The organism is Halorubellus sp. JP-L1 (assembly GCF_011440375.1).
GTDB lineage: Archaea > Halobacteriota > Halobacteria > Halobacteriales > Natrialbaceae > Halorubellus.
In genome coordinates this window covers 114,790-141,782 of sequence record NZ_JAAOIR010000001.1, presented here as the reverse complement: position 1 = coordinate 141,782, position 26,993 = coordinate 114,790, and the positions used below count along the sequence as shown (strand labels likewise).

The following is a 26,993-nucleotide window of genomic DNA, read 5'->3' as shown; positions in this document are numbered from 1 at the left end:
ACCTCCCGAACTGCGTTCGGGCGTACTCGCATTCGCTCGCGACGCTCGCTCATGCGACCACCTCGAGCACGTGAACGACCGCGGACGCGACCGTGCCGCCGGCATTGTGCGCGAGTCCGCACTCAGCCTCGGGCACCGCGTCGCTGTTCGGGTGGTCGCCGCGCAGGAGCATCGTGAGTTCGCAGATCTGGGACGCGCCCGTCGCGCCCACGGGGTGACCCTTCGCCTTCAGGCCGCCCGAGAGGTTCACGGGCATCTCGCCGTCCTTCGTCGTCACGCCGTCCGCGGCCGCAGACACGCCCTCGCCGACCTCGCAGAGGCCGAGCGACTCCAGGGCTAGCACCTCCGCGATCGTGAAGCAGTCGTGGACCTCCGCGACGTCCACGTCGCCGGGGCGGACGTCCGCGTCGGCGTACGCTTCCTCGGCGGCCTCGTCCGCAGCCGGCGACCGCGCGAGGTACTCGCGGTCGTGCAGCGCCATCAGGTCGCCACCCTGGCCGGTGCCGGTGATCGAGACGGACGCGTCCAGACCGTGCTCGGCCGCGAACTCGTCGCTCACGAGCACGACCGCCGCCGCGCCGTCGCTGATCGGGCAGGAGTCGTACAGCCCGAGCGGTTCGGACACCATCGGCGCGTCGACGACCGTCTCGACGTCGATCTCGCGCTGGTACTGGGCCTTATCGTTGATCAGGGCGTTGTCGTGGTTCTTCACCGCTATCTCCGCGAGGTCCTCGCGGGACCCGCCGTACTCCGCGAAGTACGCCTGCGCCATCAGGGCGTAGGCGCCCGGGAACGTCATGCCCGCGCTGACCTCCCAGAGGTCGTCCGCGGCGATCGCGAGCGCCTCCGTCGCCCCCGCCGTCCCGAGGTTCGTCATGCGCTCCGCGCCGCCGACCATGAGGACGTCCGCCTCGCCGTTCCGGACGCGCTTGACGCCCTCGCGGACCGCGACCCCCGAGGACGCACAGGCCGCCTCGAACCGCGTCGCGGGCGCGTCGACGCCGACGGCCTCAGCCATCAGCGGCCCCTGGTGACCCTGGTGTTCCGCCAGTTCTCCCATGAAGTTCCCGTAGAGGAGGGCCTCGACGTCGTCGCGGTCGACGTCGGCGTCCGCGAGCGCGTCACAGCCAGCTTCGGCGAACAGATCCCGGCCCGTGCGCTCCGGGGACGCACCGAACGGAGTGAGTCCGACACCTGCTACTCGTACACCTGACATGGCGTAATCTTCGCCATCGACCACTTAATATGTCGTGGTTAACGGCGCGCTCCGTACACGACCGCCACTCCTCGAGAACGGTGCCGGAACCGGGACGCGGGGGTTCCGTGACGTGTTTATGCCTGAACCACTTACGTGACGGCATGGCAAAGGAGAGCGTCGAGAACGCGGGTACCGGGAGCGAAGACGGGAACCGCGCCGTGACAGACCACAAGCCCTCCGCGTCGCTGTGGCCGATGTTCGTCGCGTTCGGGCTCGCCATCGCGGAGGTGGGCGTCGTCGTCGGCGTGTACGTTCTGACCATCGTCGGCGTCCTCACGTTCACGGGCGCGGTCGCCGGCATCCTCCACGAAGCCGGGTACGTGGACGACGCCTGGACGACCCTCGGCGTGCTCGCCGTCGTCGTCCTCGTCGCCGGGACGGCCGTCTTCGCGCTCTACGGTGGCGCCGTCGGTGGCCCAGCACTCGTCGCCGTCCCGAACGCAATCGCGTACCGTGGGCTCTCGATGATGGCCGCGGGCGGCATCACCCTCCTCGCGTCCGTCGCCGGGTTCACGCGGAAGGAACTCGCCGTCGCCGGCTGAGATTCTACGTTCCACGCCGGGTGCGAACCGACAACCTATTTGTCCGGGCCTCAATAGCCACCGATAGCAATGGCACAGCGCGTCTTCACGAAGGACACGATGCTCGACCTCGTGGTGAACATCATTCCACTGGGCATCCTGGCCTTCTTCATCGGCCTGTTCGTCCTCGCGGGTCCGTTCAGCTGGGACCCGCTGTACAGCACGCTCATGCTCGGCATCATCGGGGGGTCGTTCGTCCTCCTCACCGTCCTCACGTACTTCTCCGCGATCGCCATCGAGGGCGACGCGATCGCGAGCGAAGAGGCGGGTCGTGCGGCTCACGCCGAGGAGAAACCCGGCGTCGAGGACACCTCCGAGACCGCGGGGACGGAGTCCCCCGAGGGAACGCCGTCCGTCACGGGCGACGACGCCGAATCCGACGACCGCGCGGAATCGGCCGACTCCGACGACGGCGAGCACGAACAGGTCTTCTGACCGACCCCGTCCCGTTCGCGAGTCACTCCTCATAGCGACGACACCGCCGTCCCGCGCCGTCGCCGAGGTCGACTCGACGTGACGCCGTCGCTGGTGCCTGCTGGAACCGTCGAACCCACGGAGCGGGCGGCATGCGAGCGGTCAGTGACTCAGTGATTGTCGACCGGCAACCGACACCCTTAGGGTGCCGGCATCCGGGAAGCGAAACCGGTGCGAGCGCCGACCCGAACCTTTCTTTAGGGTGCAATCCTGACCGTCTTCCATGGGTCTTAGCGGAGAGCTTGCAATTACACTCCTGATGGCCGTGCTCCTCGTCGTCGTCTTCGCGCTCGCGTCGCGAGCCGACGACTGGCGCGCGTACACGCCGCTGGCTGGCGGCGGCGCCCTCGGGGGCGAAACCGGGTACTCGCACGACGAGAAGCCCGGTGGTATCGTACGGTGGTTGACGACGGTCGACCACAAGGACATCGGCATCCTCTACGGCGTCTACGCGATCGTCGCGTTCGCGTGGGGTGGCCTCGCCGTGATCTTGATGCGGACCGAGCTGGCGACGCCCGCGATGGACGTCCTCGCTGTCGTCGGCGGCGAGACGTTCTACAACGCGCTGCTGACGAGTCACGGCATCACGATGCTGTTCCTGTTCGGGACGCCGATCCTCGCTGCGTTCTCGAATTACTTCATCCCGCTCCTCATCGGCGCGGACGACATGGCGTTCCCGCGCATCAACGCCATCGCATTCTGGCTCCTGCCGCCGGGCGCGGTCCTCATCTGGTCGGGCTTCTTCCTCGGACCGTTCTTCGAGTCGATCAGCGCGTCGATGGCGTCCTGGACGATGTACCCGCCCCTGGCGGCCGGACAGACCGCCGCCGGTGGGGACGCGATGACGTACGAGTACGCGGGTCGCGTCATCGCGTCCACGGAGATCGACACGTCCGCGTTGAACGTCGGGACGGACCTGATGCTCCTCGGCCTGCACCTCACTGGCGTCTCCGCGACGATGGGCGCGATCAACTTCATCGCGACCATCTTCACGGAGCGCGCCGAGGACGTCGGCTGGGACAAGCTCGACATCTTCTCGTGGACGATCCTCACGCAGTCCGCGCTCATCCTGTTCTCGTTCCCGCTCCTCGGGAGCGCGCTCGTGATGCTCCTCCTCGACCGTAACTTCGCGACCGGGTTCTTCATGGTCGAAGGCGGTGGGACGATCCTCTACCAGCACCTGTTCTGGTTCTTCGGTCACCCCGAAGTGTACATCCTGGTGCTCCCGCCGATGGGCATCATCAGTTACGTCCTCCCGCGGTTCTCTGGACGGAAGCTGTTCGGGTTCAAGTTCGTCGTGTACTCGACGCTCGCCATCGGCGTCCTCTCCTTCGGCGTGTGGGCGCACCACATGTTCGCGAGCGGCATCGACCCGCGCCTGCGCGCGGGGTTCATGGCGGTCTCGCTCGCGATCGCGATACCGAGCGCGGTGAAGACGTTCAACTGGATCACGACGATGTGGAACGGGAACCTCCGGTTGACGACGCCGATGCTGTTCTGCATCGGGTTCATCGCGAACTTCATCATCGGTGGCGTCACCGGCGTGTTCCTCGCCGCGATTCCCGTCGACCTCGTGCTCCACGACACGTACTACGTCGTCGGGCACTTCCACTACGTCATCATGGGCGCCATCGCGTTCGCGGTGTTCGCGGGCGTCTACTACTGGTTCCCGATCGTCTCCGGGCGGATGTACCAGCGGACGCTCGGGAAGGCGCACTTCTGGCTGACGATGGTCGGCACGAACCTGACGTTCTTCGCGATGATCCTGCTGGGGTACGGCGGGATGCCGCGCCGCTACGCGACGTACAGCGGGATCACCGTCGACGGCATCCTCGGTTACTTCACGAGCCTGCACGTGCTCTCGACCGTCGGTGCGTTCATCCTCCTCGTCGGGCAGCTGATCTGGCTCTGGAACATGGTTCAGTCCTGGCTCGAGGGGCCGGTCGTCGGCCCGGACCCGTGGAACCTCGAGGAGGACGGCGTGCCGAGTCGCGAGTTCGACTGGCACGCGGACCGCCTGGACACGACGCTCGCCGACGGCGGCGAGCCCGAGGACGAGACGGCGATGACGGACGGCGGCCAGCCGGACGACGACGCGTCGTCCGAGGACGCCTGACGCGGCGGTCTGTTCTTCGCTTCGAGTTCTCGACGAGTGCGTTGCGAGGCGAGTCAGTCAGGGGTCCTCAGACGGTCGCGAGCACGAACCCGGTGGTGAACATCATGATTGCGACGAGTCCGAGGACGACGAGCAGGAGCTCCTTCTCGTTCATGTCGCGGGCTACGGGACCCAAAGCCAAAGGCTAATCGTTACTCGCACCAACTGTCGCGTGTGACTGAGAACGCTCGCCTCTCGACGGTGCTCTCCGGGAAGCGCGTGGTCGTGGTCGTCTACGTCGGCGTGGTCGCACTCGCTGGCGTGCTCGGGTACGTGCTCGGGATCATCCTGCCGGCACAGAAGGGCGTCGAGATGGCGGCGTTCGGTCCGATCGCGTTCGAGATCACGCCCGTCTCGTTCGCGCTGTACGGGATGGCGATGCTCGCTGTCTCGCTCGGCGTGCTCCTCGCACTCGTCCAGTTCGTGGCGCGGTACGACGACGCCGCGGTGGAGTGAGGAGGGGGTCGCGGGCTACTTCTCGACGGCGGCCTGGATGTCGTCGACGACGTCGGGGTTCCGGAGCGTGGAGGTGTCGCCGAGGTCGTCGCCGTTCGCGACGTCGACGAGGAGCCGACGCATGATCTTCCCGGAGCGCGTCTTCGGGAGTTCGGGCGTGAAGACGACGGATTCGGGGCGGGCGATCGGGCCGATGGCGTCCTCGACGCCCTGGATTATCCGTTCGCGGAGGTCGTCGCCGGGCGTGGCGTCGTCTTCGGTGATGACGAACGCGTGCACGGCTTCGCCCTTGACGTCGTGGTCCGCGCCGACGACGGCGGCTTCGGCGACGCCTTCGACGCCGACGATCGCGCTCTCGATCTCCATGGTGCCGAGGCGGTGCCCGGAGACGTTGATGACGTCGTCGACGCGGCCGAGGACGGTGATGTAGCCGTCGTCGTCTATCTTCGCGCCGTCTTCGGGGAAGTACGTCCAGTCGTCGGGGTCGTCGCTGTCGACGTCCGAGTACTCCGCCCAGTACTCCTGGACGTACCGCTCGTCGTTCTGGTAGAGCGTGCGGAGCATCCCCGGCCAGGGCTTCTCGACGGTGAGGTAGCCGGCGTCGCCGGCGTCGACGGGGTCGCCGTCGACGTCGACGACCTCGGCGCCGATGCCGGGGAGCGGCGGGCCGGCGCTCCCGGGCTTCATCTCGCCGACGCCCGGGAGGGTCGTGATCATCATCCCGCCGGTCTCGGTCTGCCACCACGTGTCCACGACCGGGCAGTCCTCGTCACCGATGTGCTTGTAGTACCACTTCCAGGCGCGCGGGTTGATCGGTTCGCCGACGGTGCCGAGCAGGCGGAGGCTCGAGAGGTCGTGCCGTTCGGGGTACTGGTTCCCCCACTTCATGAACGATCGGATGGCGGTCGGTGCGGTGTAGAGCTGGTCGACGCGGTACTTCTCGACTAACTCCCAGAGCCGGTCGCGCTCGGGGTAGTCGGGCGTCCCCTCGTACATCACAGTCGTCGTGCCGAGCGCGAGCGGGCCGTACACGATGTAGGAGTGCCCGGTGATCCAGCCGATGTCGGCAGCGCACCAGTACGTGTCCTCGGGCTTCACGTCCAGGACGTTCTCGGTCGTCCACGCGGCGTACGAGAGGTAGCCGCCCGTGGTGTGCTTCACGCCCTTCGGTTCGCCCGTGGTGCCCGAGGTGTACATCAGGAAGAGCATGTCCTCGGCGTCGCGACTGACGGGGTCGACCTCGGCGCCTTCGTGCTTGTCGACGAGGTCGCCGTAGTCTCGGGCGTGGTCGCCGAGGAAATGCGTGAGTTCGTCGCCGAGGCGGTCGACGACGACCGTCTCGACGTGGTGGTCGACGCCGCGCAGGCCCTCGTCGGCCTTCCCCTTGTGGTTGAGGGCGTCGCCGCGGCGATAGTAGCCGTCGCACGTGACGAGGTACTCGGAGTCCGCAGCGTTCATCCGCGTCGCGAGCGCGTTCGCTGAGAATCCCGCGAAGACGACGCTGTGGGGGGCGCCGATGCGCGCGCACGCGAGCATGGCGATGGGGAGTTCGGGTACCATCGGCATGTACAGCGTGACGACGTCGTCCTCGCCGACGCCGATGTCGCGGAGACCGGCGGCGAACGCGTTCACTTCCCGGTAGAGGTCCTGGTACGTGTACGTGCGCGTCTCACCGAGTTCGCCCTCCCACTTGATGGCGGCGCGGTTCTTCGCACCGTTCTCGACGTGCCGGTCGATGCAGTTGTAGCTCGCGTTCAGCTCCCCGCCCGTGAACCACTCGAAGAACGGCGGGTTCGAGTCGTCCAGCACCTCGTCGTAGTCGTCGTCCCAGTCGACGAGGTCGGCGGCTCGCTCCCAGCACTCGGGCCAGTTCTCCGCGAACGCGTCGTAGATGCCGTCGTCGCTGACGTTCGCCTGCTCGACGAACGCCGCCGAGGGCTCGAAGGTGTCCTGTTCTGCGAGTCGTGCTTCGAGTTCCACCTCGCCGTCCTCGGTATCGTCGGCCATAGTTCGTGCTAGACCGACGACGATAACCGGGATAAGCGTTCCCCCGCCGCGGGCGGACGGTTCTCGGACTGCGCCCGTCGCGAGCACCGCGTGGACGACCCCGGAGCGCGGACGCTCGCCGCGCGAACGAAGCAGTAGATGGACAACTACTCGGTCCTCGAACGACGAGCAGGTGGCAATGAGTTCTGCGTACACGGTCCACGCGGACCGACTCGACGCCAGACTGGAGGGAGAGGACTTCGCGATCGCCGTCGTCACGGCGACCAAGCCCGACTTCTACAAGCAAGCGCCGGTCGTGACCGCCGCCGAGGACCTCGGGGTGCCGGCGTTCGTCCTCCACACCGGCCAGCACTACGACGACCTGCTCGGGCACGGGCTCGCGGAGTACGGCGTCGAGGACCGCGTCGGCGTCGACCTCGGCGTCCGCGGCGACCTCTCACAGAAGACCGCGGAGGTGACGACGCGCATCGACGCGTTCACGGACTACCTCGACGAGCACCACCCGGACACGACCGTCGTCCCGCTCGTGCACGGGGACACGCACGCCGCCGCGACCATCCCGCAGGCGTGGGCGTTCGCGACCGGCGAGCAGGTCGCGCACAACGAGGCGGGACTGCGCGGGATGGCGCCGGACTACGACGCCGTCGACCGCGAGGGGCTCGCGGTCGGTGACGACGCCGCGGTCGACGCGTTCGTCGACGCGCAGTGGACCGGCGACTGGCACGTCGATCGCTCCGAGCCGTTCCCCGAGCAGTACGACACGTTCGTCGGGTCCGCCGCGTCGCTCTATCACTTCGCGCCCGTCGAGTTGAACCGCGAGCACCTCGTCCGCGAGGGCTACCCCGAGGAGCGCGTCCCCGTCGTCGGGAACAGCGTCGTCGACGCGATCGACGCGAAGCGCGCCGCGGAGCTCGACGAGAGCGTCTTCGACGTGTACCCGACGCTGGAGGAGCGCGACGACTGGATCCGCGTGGACGTCCACCGGCGCGCGAACCTGCTCCCGGGCCGGTTCCGCGCGGTCGTCGAGGGCGTGATCGCGCTCGTCGAGGACGGCTTCAACGTCAACTTCGTCGAACTGAACGCCACCCGGTCGGCGCTAGAGGCGACGGGGTTGCGCGAGCGGCTGCTCGAACTCGACGCCGAGCGCGAGAACTTCCTGTTCACGGGCCTCTGGAAGAAGCACGCGCACGTCTACGAGTTCCTCGAGTCCGGGCAGTGCCTCGCGGAGTTCACGGACTCGGGGAGCATGCAGGAGGAACTGAACCACATCGAGGAGACCGTCTGCCTCACCGCGCGATTCAACACGGACCGCCCGGAGACGGTGTTCGAGGCGAACACGAACCTCCTCGTCCCGCCGATCTCCGGCGAGTTCGTCCAGGCGGCAGTCAGTCGCGTGGCCGACGACGACGCGCTCCGCGAACGGATGCGCGACGGCCCGGAACTGTACGGCGCGGACGTCGGCGAGGAGATCGTCTCGTTCATGGACGCACACCGCGACGAGCCCGTCGAGTGGTCGCACGAACGCGCCGGGTTCGACCTCGGCGAGACGACGGGGATGGAGTACCTATAGGGCGTCGCCGGGACCTGAATTTACGGCGGCGGTGGTCGGCAGTTACCGGTTAGCCACGTTCAAGTAGGTTCGGGGGGAGGGTTCGACCAATGACACGCAGATTCGCGACGGTGCTGGTGGTGGCGGTCGTCGTGCTCGCGGGCTGTAGCGGCGGGCCGGCGACGTCGACCACGCCGGACGCTGCGACGGACTCGCCGACGACGACGTCCGAAACGGCGTCGAATGGGGATTCGAACCGTGTGACGGTGCCGTCGACGCTGGTGGCGCCGGGCGCGGGACCGCGTGGAATCCCGAACCCGCGTCGCTTGCTGCAGGCGCACTTCGCGTCGGTCTCCCAGTCGACGTACCAGTCGAACCTGTCGTACACGCGCCTCCGCGGTGGCGGCGCGGCGGACGATCGCGCGACCGTGTTCGCGAACGTCACGCGCGGCCCGAGCGGGTTCGCGAACGAGACGCGGACGGTCGGGAACGGCACGGCGTCCGCGAAGCGCGTCTACCGGTCGGGGAACACGGTGTACGCGCAGACGGTCGGCGCGAGCGGGACGACGACCGAGTACGGGAGCGGGCCGGTCCGGAGCGTGATGCAGACGTACCGGCAGCCGTCCCAGTCGATGCCGTCCGTCGCGTTCCTCTACTTCCAGCTGTCCGACCGCATGCGACCGACGGGGTTCGACACCCGCAGCGGCGAGAAGGTCGTCCGGTACGAGACGACGGCGGTGAACGAGACGCAGTTCCAACGGGTCCGTGGCGTGCTCGGCGCCCCGAACAGCTCGCTCTCGGACATGTCGTTCGCGGTGTACGTCGACGCGAGCGGGACGATCCACGACGCCGAGGCGGCGCTCGCGATCGAGTCCGCCGACGGGTCGATGGCGCGCACGCAGATGGACTACCGACTCCGCGGAGTGAACGACACCGAGCTGTCGACGCCGGCGTGGACGAGCGAGGTGACGCGGTTGAACGGGACACTTGCCGCGAACGGCACCGTGCTCGAACTCGAGAACACGGGCGAACGGACCCTGTCGAATCACTCGGTCGGCGTGCTCGGGAACGTCAGCGCGCAGACGGCCGTGAACCGATCGCTCGCGCCCGGCGAGACCGCGTACGTCTACGCGACCGGCTCGGAGAACGACACGACGCTACACGTCGTCGACTCCCGTTCGGCCGTCGAGAGCGACGCTCGCGTCCTCCCGCGGCGATCCGCCGTTCGCGCGTACGTCGGCAGCCCGAACGTCTCCATCGCGCTCGCCGTGCTCGACGAGGCGAACGCGACCGCTACCGTCCGCTCGTCCGACTACCGCGCATCGGTCGGTGCTCTCGGCGACACCCGGGCACCGTCGCTCGAAGCGGCAGTCCTCGACCGTCAGCAAGAAGCGATCCGGCACGAGCGCGCCTGAGCGTCGGTCAGCCGTACTGCATTCTGGGAGGCCGACGCGAACCGTTCAGGCGAGCCCGATCTGTTCTGAGTACGCGCCGTACGCGTCCTCGAACACCTGCATGATCTCGCCCATCGTCGCGTACGCCTTCACCGCGTCGACGATCGCGGGCATGACGTTCTCGTCGTCCTCGATCGCTACGGCGAGGTCCTCGAGGGCTGCGTCGACGGCGTCGTCGTCCCGTTCGTCCTTCACGCGCTCCAGCCGGTCGAGCTGGGTTCGCTCCGTCTCTTCGTCGACCTTGAGGATTTCGGGCTCGGTGTCCTCGTCGATCGTGTACTCGTTCACGCCGACGACGACCTCCTCGCCGTCCTCGACGCGCTCCTGGTACTCGTAGGACGCCTCCTGGATCTCCCTGAGGAAGAAGCCCTGGTCGATGCCTTCGAGGATGCCGTCGCGCACGGAGCCGTCGCCCATCTCCTTGATCGTCTCGATGTACTCCATCGCTTGGGCCTCGACCTGGTCCGTGAGCGCCTCGACCGCGAAACTCCCACCCATGGGGTCGACGATGTCGGCCGCGCCGGACTCCTCGGCGATGATCTGCTGGGTGCGGAGCGCGACCCGCACCGCCTTCTCGCTCGGGAGCGCGAGCGCCTCGTCGAAGGAGTTCGTGTGCAGCGACTGCGTGCCGCCGAGGACGCCAGCGAGCGCCTGGATCGTCACGCGCACGACGTTGTTCAGTGGTTGCTGGGCGGTGAGCGATTGGCCAGCGGTCTGCGTGTGGAACTTCAGGCGCTTCGACTCGGGCTTCTCGGCGTCGTACCACTCGTCCATGACGCGCGCGTAGATGCGGCGCGCTGCGCGGAACTTCGCGACCTCCTCGAAGATCGAGTTGTGCGAGTTGAAGAAGAAGGAGAGCCGCGGCGCGAAGTCGTCGACGTCGAGGCCACGGTCGACGGCGTCCTCGACGTACCCGAACCCGTCCGCGAGCGTGAACGCGAGCTCCTGGACGGCCGTCGAGCCCGCCTCCCGGATGTGGTACCCCGAAATGGAGACGGGGTGGAAGTTCGGCGTCTCCGTCGTGGAGTACTCGATGGTGTCCGTGACGAGGTCGAGACTCGGCTCGGGTGGAATGACCCACTCCTTCTGTGCGATGAACTCCTTGAACATGTCGTTCTGGAGGGTCCCGCGGACGTCCTCGCGGGGAACGCCCTGCTCGTCGGCGAGCGCGACGTACATCGCGTAGATGACGGGCGCGCTCGGGTTGATCGTGAAGCTCGTCGAGATCTCGCTCAGGTCGATGCCGTCGAACAGCACCTCCATGTCCGCGAGCGTGTCGACGGCGACGCCCTCCTTCCCGATCTCGCCCTCGGCCATCGGGGCGTCGCTGTCGATCCCCATGAGCGTCGGCATGTCGAACGCGGTCGACAGTCCCGTCTGGCCGTTCTCGAGGAGGTAGTGGAAGCGCTCGTTCGTCTCCTCGGCGGTCCCCATTCCGGCGAACTGCCGCATCGTCCACGTCCGGCCGCGGTACATCGTCGGATACGGTCCTCTCGTATAGGGTTCCTCGCCGGGGAAGCCGAGGTCTTCGTCGTAGTCCAGGTCGGCGACGTCCTCGGGGTCGTAGACGCGGTCGACCTCGAGGTTCGACACGGTCGCGAACCGGTCCTTGCGTTCCCCGTACGAGTCGAGGACGGGGTCGAGCGTGTCCGAGGCCCACTCCTCGCGGGACGCGCGGATGTCCGCGAGGTCGTCGTCGTCGTACATGGACGTAATTTTCACCGACCACGACTATAATCGTTCGGTAGCGGTCGATCCGGTCCGTCGACGGAGGACGCCGTCGTCGTCAGTACTGCCCGAGCAGTCCGTCGCGGCGCGCGCGTGCTTCGGCGACCCTGAACGCGACGACGCCCGCGAGGACGTAGCCGACGGCGGTCGCGACGAGGACGGCGAGGTCGACGGCGGGGAGGTTCCAGATGGCGACGCCGTCGGTCATCGCGCGCTGGAGGAGCGCACTGCCCTGCGAGAGCGGGAGCGCGGCGAGCGCGGGGTACTCGTCGACGGGGGCCGCGACGAGGAACAGCAGGCCGAAGTTGAGGAGTCCGAAGAGGTTGTCGATGCGCTTGTAGACGAGCGCGAGCCCCGCGAACACGAACCCGACGCCGAGCGCGCTCGCGACCGTGAGGACGACGAGCGGGACGACGGTGAGCACGTCGAGGGTCAGCACCTCGCCCGTCGTCGCGAGCATCGCGGCGAGGATGGCCGCGCCCCACGCGAACGACTCCAGCAGGCGGACGAGGGCGTTGACGGCCATCACGCGCTCGAACCCGTACGGCGACATGTACAGCTGTTCGAGCGTCCCCCACTGGGCCTCCTGCATGATCGAGCGCGCCGCGCCCGCGAACGCCGTTATCGCCATCGTCCACACGAAGAACCCGACGATGATGCCGGGGAGGCTGTCCGTGATGGCGGGGCCGGCGACGGCCTTCCCGCCCAAGAAGATCCCGGCGAAGAACAGGTACGTGACGGCGAGTTGCGTCAGCGTGTTCACGGGGTACTCCTTCAGGATGACCAGACGCTTGCGCGCGAGCGCACCGAAGAGGACGCGGTAGCTCACGACTCCTCACCACCGTCCGTCGCGGGCTCCGGCGGTGACCGTTCCCTTCCCGTGTCGTTGCCGTCGTCCGAATCCATCGCTGTCGCGTCGTCGTCGCTCGTGAGTTCGACGAAGACGTCCTCGAGGTCGGGGTCGACGGACTCGAACGAATCCAGGGTCGCTCCGGTCTCGCGGACGGCGTCGACGAGGTCGTAGAACGCGTCCTGGTCGGGGACGACGACCTCGAAGCGCGCGAGGCCGTCGTGGACGGTCCACGATTCGACGGTGCCGGCGGCCGCGACGGCGTCGCGCAACCCCGGTTCGTTCGACGCTCGCAGCCGGTAGGCTTGCGTGGCGAACACCGACACGAGGTCGTCGACGCGCTCGTCGGCGGCGACGCGACCGTTCGCGAGGATGACGACGCGGTCGCTGACGCGCTCGACGACGTCCATGTCGTGACTCGACAGCACGACCGTGACGTCGTCCTCGCGCGCGAGACGCGTCAGTTCCCGCTGGAGGGAGAGCGAGCTCTCGACGTCGAGGCCGAGCGTCGGCTCGTCGAGGAAGAGGACGTCCGCGCCGCGGGCGAGCGTGCACGCGAGCGCGACCTTCTGCTTCTGGCCGCGCGAGAGTTCGCGGACCGGGACGTCCGCCTTCTCGGCGATGCCGAGTGTCGAAAGCAGTTCGTCGTGCCGTTCCCGGACGTCGCTCGGGTCCGCGCCGCCGATCGCCGCGAAGAACCGGAGGTTCTCGCGGACGCTCAGCCGCCAGTAGACGTTCCGCGCGCCCTCGAGCATCGCGCCGACGTGCTCGTAGACCGCTCGCTCGTCGGTGGCGACGTCGACGCCCGCGACGGTCGCGGACCCCGCGGTCGGCGTGACGAGACCGAGCAGCATCTTGATCGTCGTCGTCTTCCCGGCGCCGTTCGGGCCGAGGACGCCGACGATCTCGCCGCTCGCGACCGCGAACGAGACGTCGTCGACCGCGAGCACGCCGTCGGCGTCCGGGTCGCCGAAGGCCTTCCGGAGACCGTCGGCCCGGACCGCGACCTCGCTCTCGTCGGGCGAGCCGTCACGGCCGACGGCGTCGACGCGGCCGGCACTGGCGTCCCCGTCACCGTCAGTGCCTCCGCGACCGTCGCGGGCGTCGCCTGAAGGACTCGATTGCACGACTGAACGAAGGGTCCGACGAAGCCTAAACTTTCCCTTCGATCGAGAGAGTGGCGAATACTGACAGGAAACGGGCGTCGGTTCCGGACGACTGGACGTTCGCTACTGCAGGCGCTTGGTCGTCTCGACGAGCGGGTGCCGCGCGTAGTCGACGACGTTCACGTCCGCGAGCGATTCCAGCCCCTCCCGTTCGGCGGTCTTCGCCATCCCGAGTTCGATCGGGTCCGCGATGACGATCACGTACGCGTCCATGGACTCCATCCCGAGTCTGTCCGCGGCCATCACGCGATGGTGGCCGTCCGCGAGCAGCATGTCGCCGCCGTTGTCGATGACGACGAGCGGCTCCGCCAGCCCGCGCTCTAGCTCGTAGCGCCGCCCCTCGAGTTCGTCCGCGTACACCTTCGTTTGCGTCGGCGTCAACCCGTCGAGGTCGACCTTGTGACGCTCCTGGTCGAGACTCACGCCGTGGATGTTCTCCAGGGTCCGCCGGAGCTTCCCGACCTTCTCCGGCGTCGCCCGCTCTATCTGACTGCGGATGACGTCCGCGTTCGAGATGATGCCCACGAGGTTCCCCGCGTCGTCCACCACGGGGAGCTTCTGGATGCCCGACCTGAGGATGACCCTGGCGGCGTCCGTCACCTTCATCTCCGGGTGCGCGACGATGAGATCCGTCGTCATCACCTTGAAGATCGGCTCGTCGTCGTCCGCCAGCAGGAGATCTCTCGCGGACACGAACCCCTCGACGCGACGGCGCTCGCACACCGGGAACCCGCTATGTTCCTCGCTCTTCGCGATCATCGCCGCGACCTCGCCGACGGTCTCGTCGGGCGACACCGTCACCACGTCCTGGGTCATGTAGTCCTTGACGTAGGGCTTGCTTCGGCCGTCGCCGTCGTCCCCATCCATACCCGCCACGTTCGAGGTGGGCGAGGAAAAGTCTCCCTGTCCCGTCGGGGAGCGCGGTCGGTTCCGGACTCGCCAAGGGTCGCTCGCCGGAGTTTCGTCCCGCCGCGCGACCGTTGCATCTGGCATCGGACGTGTTTATCCAACGGCAACGGAGGACAGATTCGCTCCGCTCTGCCGCTATGCGGAGGGTATCGAGGTCGAACCGACGGTCTCGCTCGCCATTCCGTAACCACGCTTAGAGGCTCGGTCGCCGACCACACTGGTGCATGCTACCACGACACGCAGTGGCCCTGGTCGTCACGGTCGGGGTCCTCCTCGCCCCGGCCGTCGGCGTCCTCCCGGCGACGGTCGCCGCGTCTGACGCGGCGAACCAGCCGGTCCGAATCGACTCGTGTACCGTCATCGACGAACCCGGCGAGTACGTCCTGACATCTGACATCGAGGACAGCACAGCGGGCGTCTGCATCGACATCCGGTCGAGCGACGTCCACTTCGACGGGGACAGACACACCGTCTCTGGCAACCTCTCGCGGGAAGCCATCAACGAGACCATTACCGGACCACCGCCGCGGACGCGCGTCGGGGTCGGCGTCACCGTCCGGTCGAACGAACGCGTCGAGAACGTCACCGTCCACCACGTCACGGTGACGAACTGGAATCACGGACTGCTCGCCGAGAACGTCACGAGCGCCAACGTCTCGGGCGTCCACGCGTTCGAGAACGGCGGCGGCATCGTCCTCGACGACGCGAACGACGTCACGGTCCATGAGTCGAACGCCTCCCGGAACCTCATCCTCGGCGTCATCGTCGACGCCCGCTCGGGGAACCGAACGGCGAACAACGCGATCGTCGGCAACGAACTGAAGGACAACGGCGTGTTCGGCGCGGCGATGTTCACGTCGAGCAACGCCACGATCGCAGACAACACCGCGTTCCGGAACGCGTTCGGCATCTACGCGTTCGGCGTCCAGAACTCGACGATCGCGGCGAACTCGGTCTGGGACAACCGGTACGGCGTCGTCCTGGAGGGGTTCCGGTCGAACGCGACGAACGTCGCCGACGCGAACGGCACCGACGCCGACGCAAGCGCCGCCGACGCGAGCGCCGCCGACCTCGGCGTGCAACCCGAGGCCGTGAACGCGACGAACGCTCGGTCGAACGTCCTCGTGAACAACGTCGTGCGGAACAGCACCGCCGCCGCGCTCGCGTTCGTCGCTGCAGACGACAACGTCGCCCTCGGCAACGACCTCTCGGACACCGGCCCGGCCGACGGCCAGTACTATCCGTTCCGGACGAACGCGTCGGCGGCGGTCGTCGCGGAGGATGCCCGCAACAACACGATCGTCGACGCAAGGGCGAGCGACGCCGCGGACTGGATCTACGCGGGGTTCAACGGGTCGTCGACGGCGGTCCTGAACGCGACGACCGACGCCGGACCGGTGTCGTTCTCCGGGAGCGACGTCGGCGTCGGTCGAGCCGTCGAGACGCCGCCGTTCCCCCGGAACAATTACTCGGTGGGCGTGGACCTGAACGTCACGACGTTCGGAGAGAACACCTCGCTCCAGGTGGCCTTCCAGTACGACGACGCCTCGCTCGACGCGTTCGCGGCGAGCGAGGACGACCTCGACGTGTCCCGGTACGACGCCGACGCCGCGAACTGGACAGTCGTCGCCGGTGACGTCGAGGTCAACCCGAACCTGAACACGGTCGCCGCCTCGCTCGACGGTGTCGAGGGGCTCGTCGTTCTACTCGCCGAGAAGGGCGATTACGAGAACGAGACCGCCGGCGGAAACGAGACGGCGAACGGCACCACGACAGAAACCGGGAACGAGACCACGAACGCGAGCACGACGGAGGCCGGGACTGAGAACGAGACGGGTCCCGAGAGGGCCGCCAGGACTGCGGGCGCGAGTCTCGCTCCCGCAATCGGTGTCGCCTCTGGACCCGACGCCGTCGTACCGAACTCCGGGCTCGCGACCGAGCCAGCGGTCGCGGCGCCGTCACCACGTCCGGGGTCATGGAATCCGTGACGTAGGGGTTGCTTCGGCCGTCGCCGTCGTCCCCCTCCTTACCCGTCACGTTCGAGGGGGGCGAGGAACCGTCTCCCTGTCCGGGCGTCGGCCGCGTCGCGTTGCTGATCTTCGAAGAGTCGCGTCACCGAGTCGCGTCGACAAGGTCGCGTCGCCGAGTCGCGTCGCTTCGGTCGCGGACCGTCGCTCGACGGTTGTCTCTGCGTGCATCGGTAATTATCCAACGCCAACTGTATGCGATTCGTTCCGATTCGAGGACAACGTGCCGGTTATCGGTCTCAAAGCCACCGTCACGCTCGCCACCCCGTAACCAGCCTTAGAAGCCCGGTCATCAACCGTTGGTACGTATGCCAAATAGAAGCACGATGGTTCTCGTCGCGACGGTCGGGATCGCCCTCGCGCTGTGGGCGGGGGTCCTCCTCGCGCCCTTCGTCGGGTTGGTTCCCGCGACCGTGTCCGACGTGAGCGCGACCGACGGGAGCGCGAGCGGCGAGAGCGCAACCGACGAGAACGCGACCGACGAGAGTCGGAGCGACGAGCGTGCGTCGACCCACCAGCCCGTCCAGATCGACTCGTGCACCGTCATCGACGAACCCGGCGAGTACGTCCTGACGGCGGACGTCGAGGACAGCACCGCGGGCGTCTGCATCGACATTCGGTCGAGCGACGTCCACTTCGACGGGGACAGACACGCCGTCGCGGGGAACCTCTCGCACGCTGGGATCGGCGAGACGATCGACGGACCATCGTCGCAGGACCGCGTCGGCGTCGGCGTCACCGTCCGGTCGAACGAACGCGTCGAGAACGTCACGATCCATCACGTCACGGTGACGAACTGGAGCCACGGCGTGCTCGCCGAGAACGTCACGGACGCCAACGTCTCGGGCGTCCACGCGTTCGAGAACGGGGGCGGCATCGTCCTCGACGACGCGAACGACGTCACGGTCCAGGAGTCGAACGCCTCCCGGAATCTCGCTCTCGGCGTCGTCGTCGACGCTCGCGCCGGGAACCGGACGACGAACGACGTTGTCGTCGGCAACGAACTGAAGGACAACGGCGCCTTCGGCGCGGCGGTGTTCTCGTCGAGCAACGCCACGATCGCGAACAACACCGCGTTCCGGAACGCGTTCGGCATCTACGCGTTCGGCGTCCAGAACTCGACGATCGCGGCGAACTCGGTCTGGGACAACCGGTACGGCGTCGTCCTGGAGGGGTTCCGGTCGAACGCGACGAACGTCGCCGACGCCGTGAACGTCACCGACGCCGACGCGAGCGCCGCCGACCTCGGCGTGCAACCCGAGGCCGAGACCGCGACGACCGCCCGGTCGAACGCCGTGGCGGACAACGTGATCCGGAACAGTACCGCCGCCGCGCTCGCGTTCGTCGGCGCCGACGGCAACGTCGCCACGGGGAACGACCTCTCGGACACCGGGCCGACTACGGAGCAGTTCTATCCATTCCAGGCGAACGCGTCGGCGGCGATCGTCGCGGTGGACGCTCGCAACAACACGATCGTCGACGCCAGGACGAGCGACGCCGCGGACTGGATCTGCGCCGGGTTCGACGGCTCGTCGACGACGGTCCTGAACGCGACCACCGACGCCGGCACGGTGTCGTTCGCCGGGAGCGACGTCGGCGTCGGTCGCGCGATCGAGACGCCGTCGTTCCCGTGGAAGACGTACTCCGTCGGCGTGGACCTGAACGTCACGACGTTCGCGGCGAACACCACGTTGCAGGTGACCCTCCAGTACGACGACGCGTCGCTCGAGAGGTTCAACGCCAGCGAGGACGACCTCGACGTGTACCGGTACGACGCCGACGCCGCGAACTGGACGACCGCCGGTGACGTCGACGTCAACGCAACCCGGAACACCGTCAGCGCGTCACTCGACCGCGTCGACGGGTTCGTCGCCGTGCTCGCCGAGACGGGCAACTACGCAACCGAGAACCAGTCCGCGAGTGAGAACGAGACCACGACCGACGACGAACGAGTCACGATGGCGCCCGGAGGAGTCGCTGGGGCCAACGCCGTCGCGAATGCGGTCGGTGGAGTCGCTGGGGCCGACGCCGTCGCGATGGCGCCCCTGACCGCGAGAGAGTCGACGTATGCGATGGCGTCCGCGACCGGTTCGTAGACGGGAGGTTCGACCTCCGAAATCCCGGTCTCGAGTCCAGGCGGTGACGTGGACGCGGGCGACGGTGGTCAGTCGTTCACGTCGAGCACGCGCTCGAACCCGAACCCCGCGGACGTCTCCCGCCCTTCGACTTGGCCGCCCGTCGTCGGCCGAGCGTGGAGCGCCTCGAAGAACGCCTCCGTGACGACGTCCCGGACCGCCGCGAGTCGCTCGTCGTCGGACTCGAACGCCCCGAACGCGTCCGTGATCGGGACCTGCGCGCCCGCCATGTCCGCGTGCCCGCCCGCACTCCCGATGTGGTCGAACGCGATCCGGAGCGTCTCCCCGAGGTCGACGTCCACGCCGCGCGCTCGCGCCGACATCACGACGTCGTTCTCGAGGACGCCGTAGACGAGCACGGTCGTGATGCCCTCCATCGTCAGGAGCCTGTCCGCAGCCTGCGGGAGCGCGTCCCGGTCGTTGATCTCCCCCGCGAACGACACGAGCACGCTCCCGCGCACGGTCCGGTCCTCGATCGCGGACGCGAGCGTGTCCATCGTGTCCGCGCTCACGCTCGGCGACTCCACCTTCTCCAGGAGCGGGCCGTCGACCGACGGCAGGATCGACGCCGCCGCCTCGAAGTCCAGCGTCGACACCTCCCGCGAGAAGTCGTGGGTGTCCACCTGGATGCCGTACATGAGTGCCGTCGACACCGTCGCCGACGGCACGATACCGTACCGGTGGAGGTGATCGAGGACGAGCGTGCTCGTCGCGCCGACGTCCGCCCGGAGGTCAGCGTACCGCGCCGGCACCCCACCACGCGGCGGATGATGATCGACGACGACGTCCACCTCGAGGTCCTCCGGGAGCTGGTCGTTCACGCCCGGCCGCGAGTGGTCGACGAGCGCGAACCCACCGAAGCGCTCGCGGACGTCCGCGTCCACGTCGAGGTTCTCGAGATCCAGGTCCAGCAGATTCACCATCGCGCGGTTCTCCTGATGACTGATATCCCCGTAATAACACGGTCGTGCCGGCGTCCCGAGTGCGTTCGCGAGCGTCGCCAGCGCCACCGCACTCGCGATCGCGTCCGGGTCCGGGTTGTCGTGCATCACGACCGCCAGTTCGCCGTCGACCTCCCGGAGCGTCTGCCGGAGACGGCGCGTGTCCTCCGCGCGGTCCCCGACGACCTGCTCGGTGACCGAGTCGACGACGACCGCAGTCGGATCCACGACCACGTCCGCCGCCGCCTCGAGCGCCTCGCGCACGCCGTCGCCAGCGGCGGACCCCCCGGCGTCCCTCGAGTCGTCCCCGCCGTCGTCGCCCGCGTACGCCAGTACGAACGCGTCCCCGTACCGCTGTCGTGCCGCACGTACCACCGCGAGATTCCTCGCCGAGTCGTCCGTCGCAACCATGACCGTCGTCGCCGCGGGAAGCTCGGCGAGCACCGTCGGGTCCGTCGGGTCCCCGATCGTCGCGGTCACGTTCTCCGAGCGGAGCGTCTCCACGTGGCTCTCGCTCTCGCAGACCACCGCGTCGACGCCGTCGCGCTCGCCGAGCCGACCGACGAGTCGCTGGCCGACGGCGCCACACCCGAGAACCACCCGCGAAACCATACTCGAGTTATCGACTCGGCAGGCTAAAACCCTCCGACCTGCGCGAGAACCCGCGTGTCCGTCCGCGTCAAAGAACCGCGCGAGAACGCGTCCGAAAAGCGACCGGCGGCTACCCGAAGAACGCGGTCGTCGTGTCGCCCGCGTTCGGGAGCAGGCCGTTCGCCGCCTCGATCGCGGTCTCGGCGATGGGGAAGAATCCGGGGAGCAAGAGGACGGTGACGACCGCCGCCGCGACGACCGCGGCGTACAGTCCCGTCGGCCGCCCCTGCAACTCCAGATCGTCGGCCGGGTCCTCGAGCCACATCGCCTTCACGACGCGCGTGTAGTAGTACAGGCTGAGTGCACTGTTCAGCGCGCCGACCGCCGCGAGCCACCAGAATCCGGCGCTGACCGCGCCGAAGAACAGGACGTACTTCGAGAGGAAGCCCGCCCCGACCGGGAGGCCCGCGAGCGAGAACAGGAACACGGTCATCGCGGCACACGCGACCGGTGCCTTCCGACCGAGGCCGTTGTAGTCCTCGAACGTCCGACCGACGTCCCAGTACTCGACGAGTGCAATGAACAGGAACGCGCCCGTGTTCATGAACCCGTACACGAACAGGTGCATGATGCTCGCACCCAGGACGGTGTCGCCCTGGGACGCGACGCCGCCGAGGGACGCCAGCCCGATGAGGACGTAGCCGGCGTGCCCGATCGAGGAGTACGCGAGCATGCGCTTGACGTTCTCCTGGGTCGCCGCCGCGAAGTTCCCGAGCGTCATCGTCACGACCGCGAGCACCTGGAACGCGAGCACCCAGTCGACGGTCGCGAGCACTTCGGGCGCCATGAACGACGTCGTGAACACGCGGATTGCGATGACGAACCCGGCGGCCTTCGACGCCGAGGACAGGAACGCACTGATCGGTGCGGGTGCGCCCTCGTACGCTTCGGGCGCCCAGAAGTGGAACGGCACCGACGCGGTCTTGTACGCGAACCCACCGACGAGCATGAGGACGCCGAGGCCGAGCATCCCGACGAGGTCGGTGCCGCCAGCGAGCGCGTCGCCGACGGCGACCAACTGGAGCGACCCCGTGACCGCGTACACGAGACTGATCCCGTACGCGAAGAACGACGAGGAGAGCGCGCCGATGAGGAAGTACTTCAGACCCGCCTCGACGCTCCCCCGGTTCTTCTTGAGGATGGCAACGAGCGCGAACGACGGCAGGCTCGCGAGCTCCATCGCGACGAACACGGCCGCGAGCGAGTTCGCGGCCGCCATCAGGCTCATCCCCGTCGCCGCGAGGAGGACGAGCGCGTAGTACTCCGCCTGGTACGCGTGATCGCGGAGGTAGTCGTAGGACGCGAGCGCCACGAGCGCCGTGACGCTCGCCGCGATCGCCATGAAGATGAGGCTCATCTCGTCGACGACGAGCTGCGCCGTCATCTGGGTCGTGTCGCTCCCACCGAAGAGGTACGCCGGGCCCGCGCTGTCGTCGACAGCGAGGAACGCCAGGTAGTACATGGCGTTCGCGAACGACGCGAGCGCACCCGTGACCGCGACGGACGCGACGAGCGTCCGGTTCGACCCCGTCGGATCGACGAGCAAGACGAGGAACGCGACCACGAACGCACTCACCGCGGCGAACGCGTGCGCGCCGACGCCGATACCGAGCGGCGTTCCGCCAGTGAACGCGGCGTACGCCGCGACGCCAGCGGCGAGAACGCCGAACGCGATCGACCCGACCGCGAACGGAACTCGCGTCCGCTTCCCGATCGAGTCGAGGACGAGCACGAGCAGGCCGGCGGCTGCGAGGTACAGCGCCGGTCCGAGTGCGAACAGCGAGACGTGACTACTCATCAGGCACCACCTCCGACGTCAGCGACCGGCTCGATCGCTCGTTCGATCATCTCCATGAACAGGTCCGGGAACACGCCGAGCGTGATGACCAGCAGGAGCAGGACGAACAGGGGTGCGACGTCGTGGAACGCCGCCCGGTTCACGTCGTACTCCGTGTCCAGCCGGAACTCGCCGAACAGCGTCTTCTGCATCGCCAGCAGCAGGTAGCCGGCGACAATGACGATACCGAACATCGCCGCGGCCGTGAACACCGGCGCCGACGGCAGCACCGTCGACTGGAACGACCCGACGAACACGAAGAACTCCGCGGCGAACCCGCTCATGAGCGGGAGGCCCATGTACCCGAACGCGCCGGCGACGAAGATGCCGACGGTCACGGGCATCCTGTCGGCCATCCCGGACATGTCCGAGACCATCCGCGTGTGCGTGACGTTGTAGATGACGCCGACCGCCATGAACATCAGGCCCGAGATGAGGCCGTGCGAGATCATCTGGAACGTCGCGCCGCTCACGCCGATCGTGGTGTACGCGACGAGTCCGAGGATGACGTACCCCATCGAACTCACCGAGGAGTACGCGACGATGCGCTTCAGGTCGGTCTGTGCGAGCGCGAGCATCGCGCCATAGATGACCGACACCACCGCGAACACGGCGATGGGGACCGCGAGGTCGCTCGCGATGTCCGGCAGCATCGTGAAGTTGAACCGCAGGAGCGCGTACGTCCCCATCTTCAGGAGGACGCCCGCGAGCAGCACCGACACCGGCGTCGGCGCCTCGACGTGCGCGTCCGGCAGCCACGTGTGGACGGGCACGACGGGTACCTTCACCGCGAACCCGACGAACATCGCGAGGAACGCGAACAGCTTCAGGTCGCCCGCGCCGACGCCCGGCAGGCCGTCGGGGGCGACCCCCGCACGCAGCGCCTGCGTGATCTCCGGCAGGCCGAACGTCGAGACGCTGTCACCGAGCCCGAACACGAGCGCCACGAACCCGATGAACAGCACGAGGCTCGCCACGTTCGTGTACACGAACATCTTGATCGCGGCGTACTTCCGGCGCGGGCCACCCCAGACCCCGATGAGCAGGTACATCGGGACGAGGACGGCCTCCCAGAAGACGAACCAGACGAAGAAGTCGAGCGCGGTGAAGACGCCGAGCAGCGACGCCTCGAGGAACAGCACCAGGCCGTAGAACTGACTCTGGCGCTCGTCGATCGGCGTCCACGCGCTCACGAGCGCGAGCGTCGTGAGCACCGTCGTCAGGACGACCAGCGGCATCGCGACGCCGTCGACACCGACGAACCACTGCAGGCTGATGCCGCCGAGGTCAATCCACTGCACTTGACTCATGTACCCGATGGCGGACTCGCCGTCCACCAGGGCGTTCCCGGCCGGCTCGAACCCGCTCCACATCACCAGACTGCCGGCGAGCGGCAACAGCGAGAGCGCTGTCGCCAGCTTCGCGGCGTACCGGTCGGGAGCGACGAGCACGGCGAACGATGCGACCAGCGTCACCGCGATGAGCGCTTCGATTGTGCCGTCTATCATCTAGAACCACCCCCCCGCGACCGCCATGGTCACGAGCAGTACCAGGAACCCGAGCGTCAAGAGGAGGGCGTAGTTCGTCACCACGCCCGTCTGAACGCGCCGGATGCGACGCCCGGAGAACAGGCTCACGCTCGACGTGCCGTTGACGGCGCCGTCGATGACGCCCTGGTCGAACGTGTCCGCGGCCTTCGCGAGCGGCATCGTGACGCGCTCGGCCAGGAACACCTGGAACTCGTCCTGGTAGTAGTTGTTGAAGAGGACGTCCTTCGCACCGCCCAGCTTGTCCGTGTGCTCGACGGGGTCGTCGACCGCGTACAGCCGGTACGCGAGCAGCGACCCGGCGAGCGCGAGACCGAGCGAGACGGCCGCGGAAATCAGGACGGTCCCGATCTCGCCGCCGGCGAGGACGCCCGACGTGTAGTGCGCGCCCTCGTGCAGGAGACTGTCGTCGGCGTCCGCGTAGTGGTAGACCGACGTCTGGGACGCGAGCGAGTCGGGGCCGACGAGCCACTTGTGGAGGAAGTCGATCTCCGCGCCACCGAGCAGCTTCTTCACCGGCACCATGTTCACGAAGCCGGCGACGGCCGCGAGCGTCCCGAGCACCACGAGCGGACCCTTGACGTTCCAGCGAACGCCGTGGGGATTCTTCGCCGTGTCAGTCCGGGGTTCGCCGTGGAAGGTGAGGAACACCATCCGGAACGTGTAGAAGCCCGTGAAGAACACGGCGAGCAGCCCGAACCCGTACGCGACGAGCAGGAGCGTCCCCTGCGTGCCCGCGGTCCCGAGCCCGTGGACGAGCGCCTCGTAGAGCACCTCGTCCTTCGACCAGAACCCCGAGAACGGGACGATGCCGGCGAGCGCGAGCGAACCGGCGAGGAACGTCCAGTACGTGACTGGCATCTTGTCCTTCAGGCCGCCCATGTCCCACATGTTCTCGTTGTGGTGCATCGCGATGATGACCGACCCGGCGCCGAGGAACAGCAGCGCCTTGAAGAACGCGTGAGTCATGAGGTGGAAGGTCGCCGCGACGTACCCACCCGCACCGAGTGCGAGCATCATATACCCGTACTGGGAGATGGTGGAGTACGCGAGCACCTGCTTGATCTCCTTCTTCACGACGCCCATCGACGCCGCGAACAGCGCCGTGAACCCGCCGACGAGCGCGATGATGCCGAGCGCCGTCGGGGAGAGCAGGTAGAAGCCGTACATTCGAGCGACGAGGTACACACCGGCTGCGACCATCGTCGCCGCGTGGATGAGCGCGGAGACCGGCGTCGGACCCTCCATCGCGTCGGGCAGCCACGTGTGCAGCGGGAACTGCGCGGACTTCCCGACCACGCCACCGAGGACGAGGAGTCCGAGGATCGTGAACCACAGCTGGGGGTCCATCCCGCCAGGCAGTACCGCGGCCGCCGAGCCCTCGGTCACGCCGAGGACCTTCGCCGCGACGACGGGGAACGCCGCCGCCCCCGAGTCGCTCGCGACCGCGAACCGGCTCGTGCCGAACGTCGCGATGATGCCGACCACGCCGACGAGGAAGAAGTAGTCCCCGAACCGCGTCACGAGGAACGCCTTCTTCGCCGCACTCGGCGGCGCGTCCTCCCGGAACCAGAACCCGATGAGGAGGAACGAACAGAGGCCGACGAGCTCGAAGAACATGAACGCCATGAGGAGGTTGTCCGCCATGACGAACGCGAGCATCGAGAACGTGAACAGGCCCAGGCCGGCATAGTACCGCGGCAGGCCCGTCTCGCCCTCGTCGTTCATGTACCCGAGACTGAACACGTGCACGAGCAACGCGATGAGGCTCACGATGACGAGCATCATCGCCGAGAGCGGGTCGAGCAGCAACCCGAAGTGCAAGTTCAGGTCGCCGAGGACGCCACCCGCGTCCAGGACCGTCCACGTGTGGATGTCGTGCACGTACGCGCTGCCACCGGAGACCGTGACGAACACCCAGATGGACGCCAGCAGCGACCCGGCGGTCGCGAGGATGCCCGCGAGCGCACCGCCCTTGGGCATCCGGTCGCCGAATGCGAGTGCGATCAGGAACGATACGAACGGGAGCGCCGCGATAGCCGGCGCGAACTCGAACGCCAATGGTGTCGTACCTACCATCTTACCACCTCATCCCCGTTGCATCGGTCACGTCCACGTCCCCGAAGTTCCGGTAGAGGACGAGGATGATGCCGATACCGATGGCGACCTCCGCGGCCGCCAGCGCCATCGTGAACAGTGCGAACGTCTGCCCGGTGAGGTTCCCCCAGTACAGGCTGAACGCGACGAAGTTGATGTTCGCCGCGTTCAGCATGAGCTCGACGCTCATGAGGAACATCAGGGCGTTCTTCCGCGTGAGGATGCCCGCCAGGCCGATGCAGAACAGGCCGGCCGAGAGCACGAGGTAGTACCCCGCGGGTACCGCCATCAGGCGTCACCTCCGTCGAACGCCTCGCCGTCCTCGGACCCGCCGTCGGCCGCCACCGCACCGCTCGCGCTGGCGTCCTCCGTGGACGCGAACAGCGCGACGACGGTCCCGGGCTCCTCGCGCCGCGCGAGCATCACCGCGCCGACGAGCGCGGCGACGAGCACGAGCGCGATGATCTCGAACACCGCGAGGAAGCTCTCGCTCTGGAGGTCGACCGGGAGCTGGTCGGTCAGTCCGAACATCGCGTACCCGATCGTCTCCGTCACGCTCACGGACTCGGTCACGACACCGTACGTCTGCCCGCCAGCAGTTACGATCGACGCGTTCACGCCCGTCTGGTCGGCGAGCGTCGTGTTCACGACCTCGCCGGACTGGTTGACCGACGCGATCGTCGTCTCGTTCGTCTCGCCGACGGACGCGTTCGTGATGGACGACGACTCGCCGAGGGACTCGTTCGCCACCTCGACGTTCTGCGGGAAGCCAGCAGCGTCCCCGACGGGTGCGCCGAGGAACACCGCCGCCATCACCACGAACAGGCCGACTGCCGCCACCGCCGGCAGTAGCGAGCCCGTGTCACCGCGTAACTCCGGTCTCGTCGTCATGTCTGTACCACCCCTTCGTCGTCGCTTTCGCGCGTCAGCATCACGGCGAACGTGATGAGGATGAGAACCCCGCCGACGTAGACGAGGATCTGCATCGCTGCGAGGAATTCCGCCTGCAGCATCACGAAGTGAACCGCGACGCTGAGGAGGGAAATCCCCGTGAAGAGTGCGGCGTGCCACACGTCCTCGACGAGGACCACCCCGGCCGCCGCCCCCAGTGTCACGAGGGCGAACAGCGCGAACGCGATGAGTTCTGCTGATACCATTGTTGAATTGTGCT

21 protein-coding genes are annotated in these 26,993 nt (G+C 67.8%); 8 read left to right on the top strand and 13 right to left on the bottom strand.

All coding sequences use genetic code 11. The features are described from left to right. Positions 1–49 precede the first annotated feature (49 nt). Positions 50–1,216: a thiolase domain-containing protein gene (locus G9C85_RS00680; protein ID WP_166036246.1), complete on the bottom strand. Its 1,167-nt coding sequence runs from the start codon at positions 1,214–1,216 to the stop codon at positions 50–52. Between the two features lie 143 nt (positions 1,217–1,359). Here G9C85_RS00680 and G9C85_RS00675 point away from each other — a divergent pair, with 143 nt between their 5' ends. The 4 genes from G9C85_RS00675 (at position 1,360) to G9C85_RS00660 (ending at position 4,924) form a co-directional block, all read left to right on the top strand. Next, positions 1,360–1,800, top strand: a complete 441-nt coding sequence (locus G9C85_RS00675) for a cox cluster protein (protein WP_166036245.1) — start codon at positions 1,360–1,362, stop codon at positions 1,798–1,800. A gap of 69 nt (positions 1,801–1,869) precedes the next feature. Continuing rightward, positions 1,870–2,274, top strand: coding sequence for a DUF6684 family protein (locus G9C85_RS18735; protein WP_193570577.1), 405 nt, complete (start codon positions 1,870–1,872; stop codon positions 2,272–2,274). 298 nt (positions 2,275–2,572) lie between these two features. Continuing rightward, a complete protein-coding gene (locus G9C85_RS00665; protein WP_205254290.1) occupies positions 2,573–4,429 on the top strand; it encodes a cbb3-type cytochrome c oxidase subunit I in 1,857 nt (618 codons plus the stop codon). Positions 4,430–4,642: 213 nt separating this feature from the next. Continuing rightward, a complete protein-coding gene (locus G9C85_RS00660; RefSeq protein WP_166036243.1) occupies positions 4,643–4,924 on the top strand; it encodes a cox cluster protein in 282 nt (93 codons plus the stop codon). Between the two features lie 15 nt (positions 4,925–4,939). On the opposite strand, the gene acs is transcribed toward G9C85_RS00660, so the two are convergent. Beyond that, positions 4,940–6,931 (bottom strand): acetate--CoA ligase, encoded by a 1,992-nt coding sequence (acs, locus tag G9C85_RS00655; protein ID WP_166036242.1) that lies wholly within the window; start codon positions 6,929–6,931, stop codon positions 4,940–4,942. 178 nt (positions 6,932–7,109) lie between these two features. On the opposite strand from acs, the gene G9C85_RS00650 reads away from it, so the two are divergent. Beyond that, the gene (locus tag G9C85_RS00650; RefSeq protein ID WP_166036241.1) at positions 7,110–8,501 is read left to right on the top strand and encodes a UDP-N-acetyl glucosamine 2-epimerase; all 1,392 of its coding nucleotides are present in this window, start codon (positions 7,110–7,112) and stop codon (positions 8,499–8,501) included. Positions 8,502–8,590: 89 nt separating this feature from the next. Next, positions 8,591–9,895 carry a hypothetical protein gene (locus G9C85_RS00645; RefSeq protein WP_166036240.1) on the top strand — a complete coding sequence of 435 codons (1,305 nt, stop codon included), beginning with the start codon at positions 8,591–8,593 and terminating at the stop codon, positions 9,893–9,895. Positions 9,896–9,940: 45 nt separating this feature from the next. On the opposite strand, the gene G9C85_RS00640 is transcribed toward G9C85_RS00645, so the two are convergent. The 4 genes from G9C85_RS00640 to G9C85_RS00625 form a co-directional block, all read right to left on the bottom strand. Beyond that, positions 9,941–11,641 carry a methylmalonyl-CoA mutase gene (locus tag G9C85_RS00640; RefSeq protein ID WP_166036239.1) on the bottom strand — a complete coding sequence of 567 codons (1,701 nt, stop codon included), beginning with the start codon at positions 11,639–11,641 and terminating at the stop codon, positions 9,941–9,943. 79 nt (positions 11,642–11,720) lie between these two features. Further along, the gene (locus tag G9C85_RS00635; RefSeq protein ID WP_166036238.1) at positions 11,721–12,491 is read right to left on the bottom strand and encodes an ABC transporter permease; all 771 of its coding nucleotides are present in this window, start codon (positions 12,489–12,491) and stop codon (positions 11,721–11,723) included. Continuing rightward, on the bottom strand, positions 12,488–13,639 hold the full coding sequence (locus G9C85_RS00630; protein ID WP_166036237.1) for an ABC transporter ATP-binding protein: 1,152 nt from the start codon (positions 13,637–13,639) through the stop codon (positions 12,488–12,490). The genes G9C85_RS00635 and G9C85_RS00630 overlap by 4 nt, the downstream gene beginning before the upstream one ends. 102 nt (positions 13,640–13,741) lie before the next feature. Next, complete coding sequence (locus G9C85_RS00625; RefSeq protein WP_166036236.1) at positions 13,742–14,545, bottom strand: CBS domain-containing protein; 804 nt, start codon at positions 14,543–14,545, stop codon at positions 13,742–13,744. A 266-nt stretch (positions 14,546–14,811) separates the two neighbouring features. Here G9C85_RS00625 and G9C85_RS00620 point away from each other — a divergent pair, with 266 nt between their 5' ends. Beyond that, a complete protein-coding gene (locus tag G9C85_RS00620) occupies positions 14,812–16,575 on the top strand; it encodes a right-handed parallel beta-helix repeat-containing protein (protein WP_166036235.1) in 1,764 nt (587 codons plus the stop codon). Positions 16,576–16,922: 347 nt separating this feature from the next. Next, complete coding sequence (locus G9C85_RS00615) at positions 16,923–18,710, top strand: right-handed parallel beta-helix repeat-containing protein (protein ID WP_166036234.1); 1,788 nt, start codon at positions 16,923–16,925, stop codon at positions 18,708–18,710. Between the two features lie 68 nt (positions 18,711–18,778). Here G9C85_RS00615 and G9C85_RS00610 read toward each other — a convergent pair whose 3' ends face one another. The 7 genes from G9C85_RS00610 to G9C85_RS00575 form a co-directional block, all read right to left on the bottom strand. Beyond that, complete coding sequence (locus G9C85_RS00610) at positions 18,779–20,302, bottom strand: DHH family phosphoesterase (RefSeq protein ID WP_166036233.1); 1,524 nt, start codon at positions 20,300–20,302, stop codon at positions 18,779–18,781. A 109-nt stretch (positions 20,303–20,411) separates the two neighbouring features. Beyond that, positions 20,412–22,139: an NADH-quinone oxidoreductase subunit N gene (locus G9C85_RS00605; protein ID WP_166036232.1), complete on the bottom strand. Its 1,728-nt coding sequence runs from the start codon at positions 22,137–22,139 to the stop codon at positions 20,412–20,414. After that, positions 22,139–23,686, bottom strand: a complete 1,548-nt coding sequence (locus G9C85_RS00600; RefSeq protein ID WP_166036231.1) for a NuoM family protein — start codon at positions 23,684–23,686, stop codon at positions 22,139–22,141. The genes G9C85_RS00605 and G9C85_RS00600 overlap by 1 nt, the downstream gene beginning before the upstream one ends. Further along, entirely contained in the window at positions 23,687–25,804 is a 2,118-nt protein-coding gene (gene nuoL, locus G9C85_RS00595; RefSeq protein ID WP_166036230.1) for an NADH-quinone oxidoreductase subunit L, read from the bottom strand. A gap of 1 nt (position 25,805) precedes the next feature. Continuing rightward, the gene (nuoK, locus tag G9C85_RS00590) at positions 25,806–26,111 is read right to left on the bottom strand and encodes an NADH-quinone oxidoreductase subunit NuoK (RefSeq protein ID WP_166036229.1); all 306 of its coding nucleotides are present in this window, start codon (positions 26,109–26,111) and stop codon (positions 25,806–25,808) included. Then, positions 26,111–26,713: a hypothetical protein gene (locus tag G9C85_RS19325; protein WP_240148763.1), complete on the bottom strand. Its 603-nt coding sequence runs from the start codon at positions 26,711–26,713 to the stop codon at positions 26,111–26,113. The genes nuoK and G9C85_RS19325 overlap by 1 nt, the downstream gene beginning before the upstream one ends. Beyond that, positions 26,710–26,979 carry an NADH-quinone oxidoreductase subunit J gene (locus G9C85_RS00575; protein WP_166036228.1) on the bottom strand — a complete coding sequence of 90 codons (270 nt, stop codon included), beginning with the start codon at positions 26,977–26,979 and terminating at the stop codon, positions 26,710–26,712. The genes G9C85_RS19325 and G9C85_RS00575 overlap by 4 nt, the downstream gene beginning before the upstream one ends. Between the last annotated feature and the right edge of the window lie 14 nt (positions 26,980–26,993).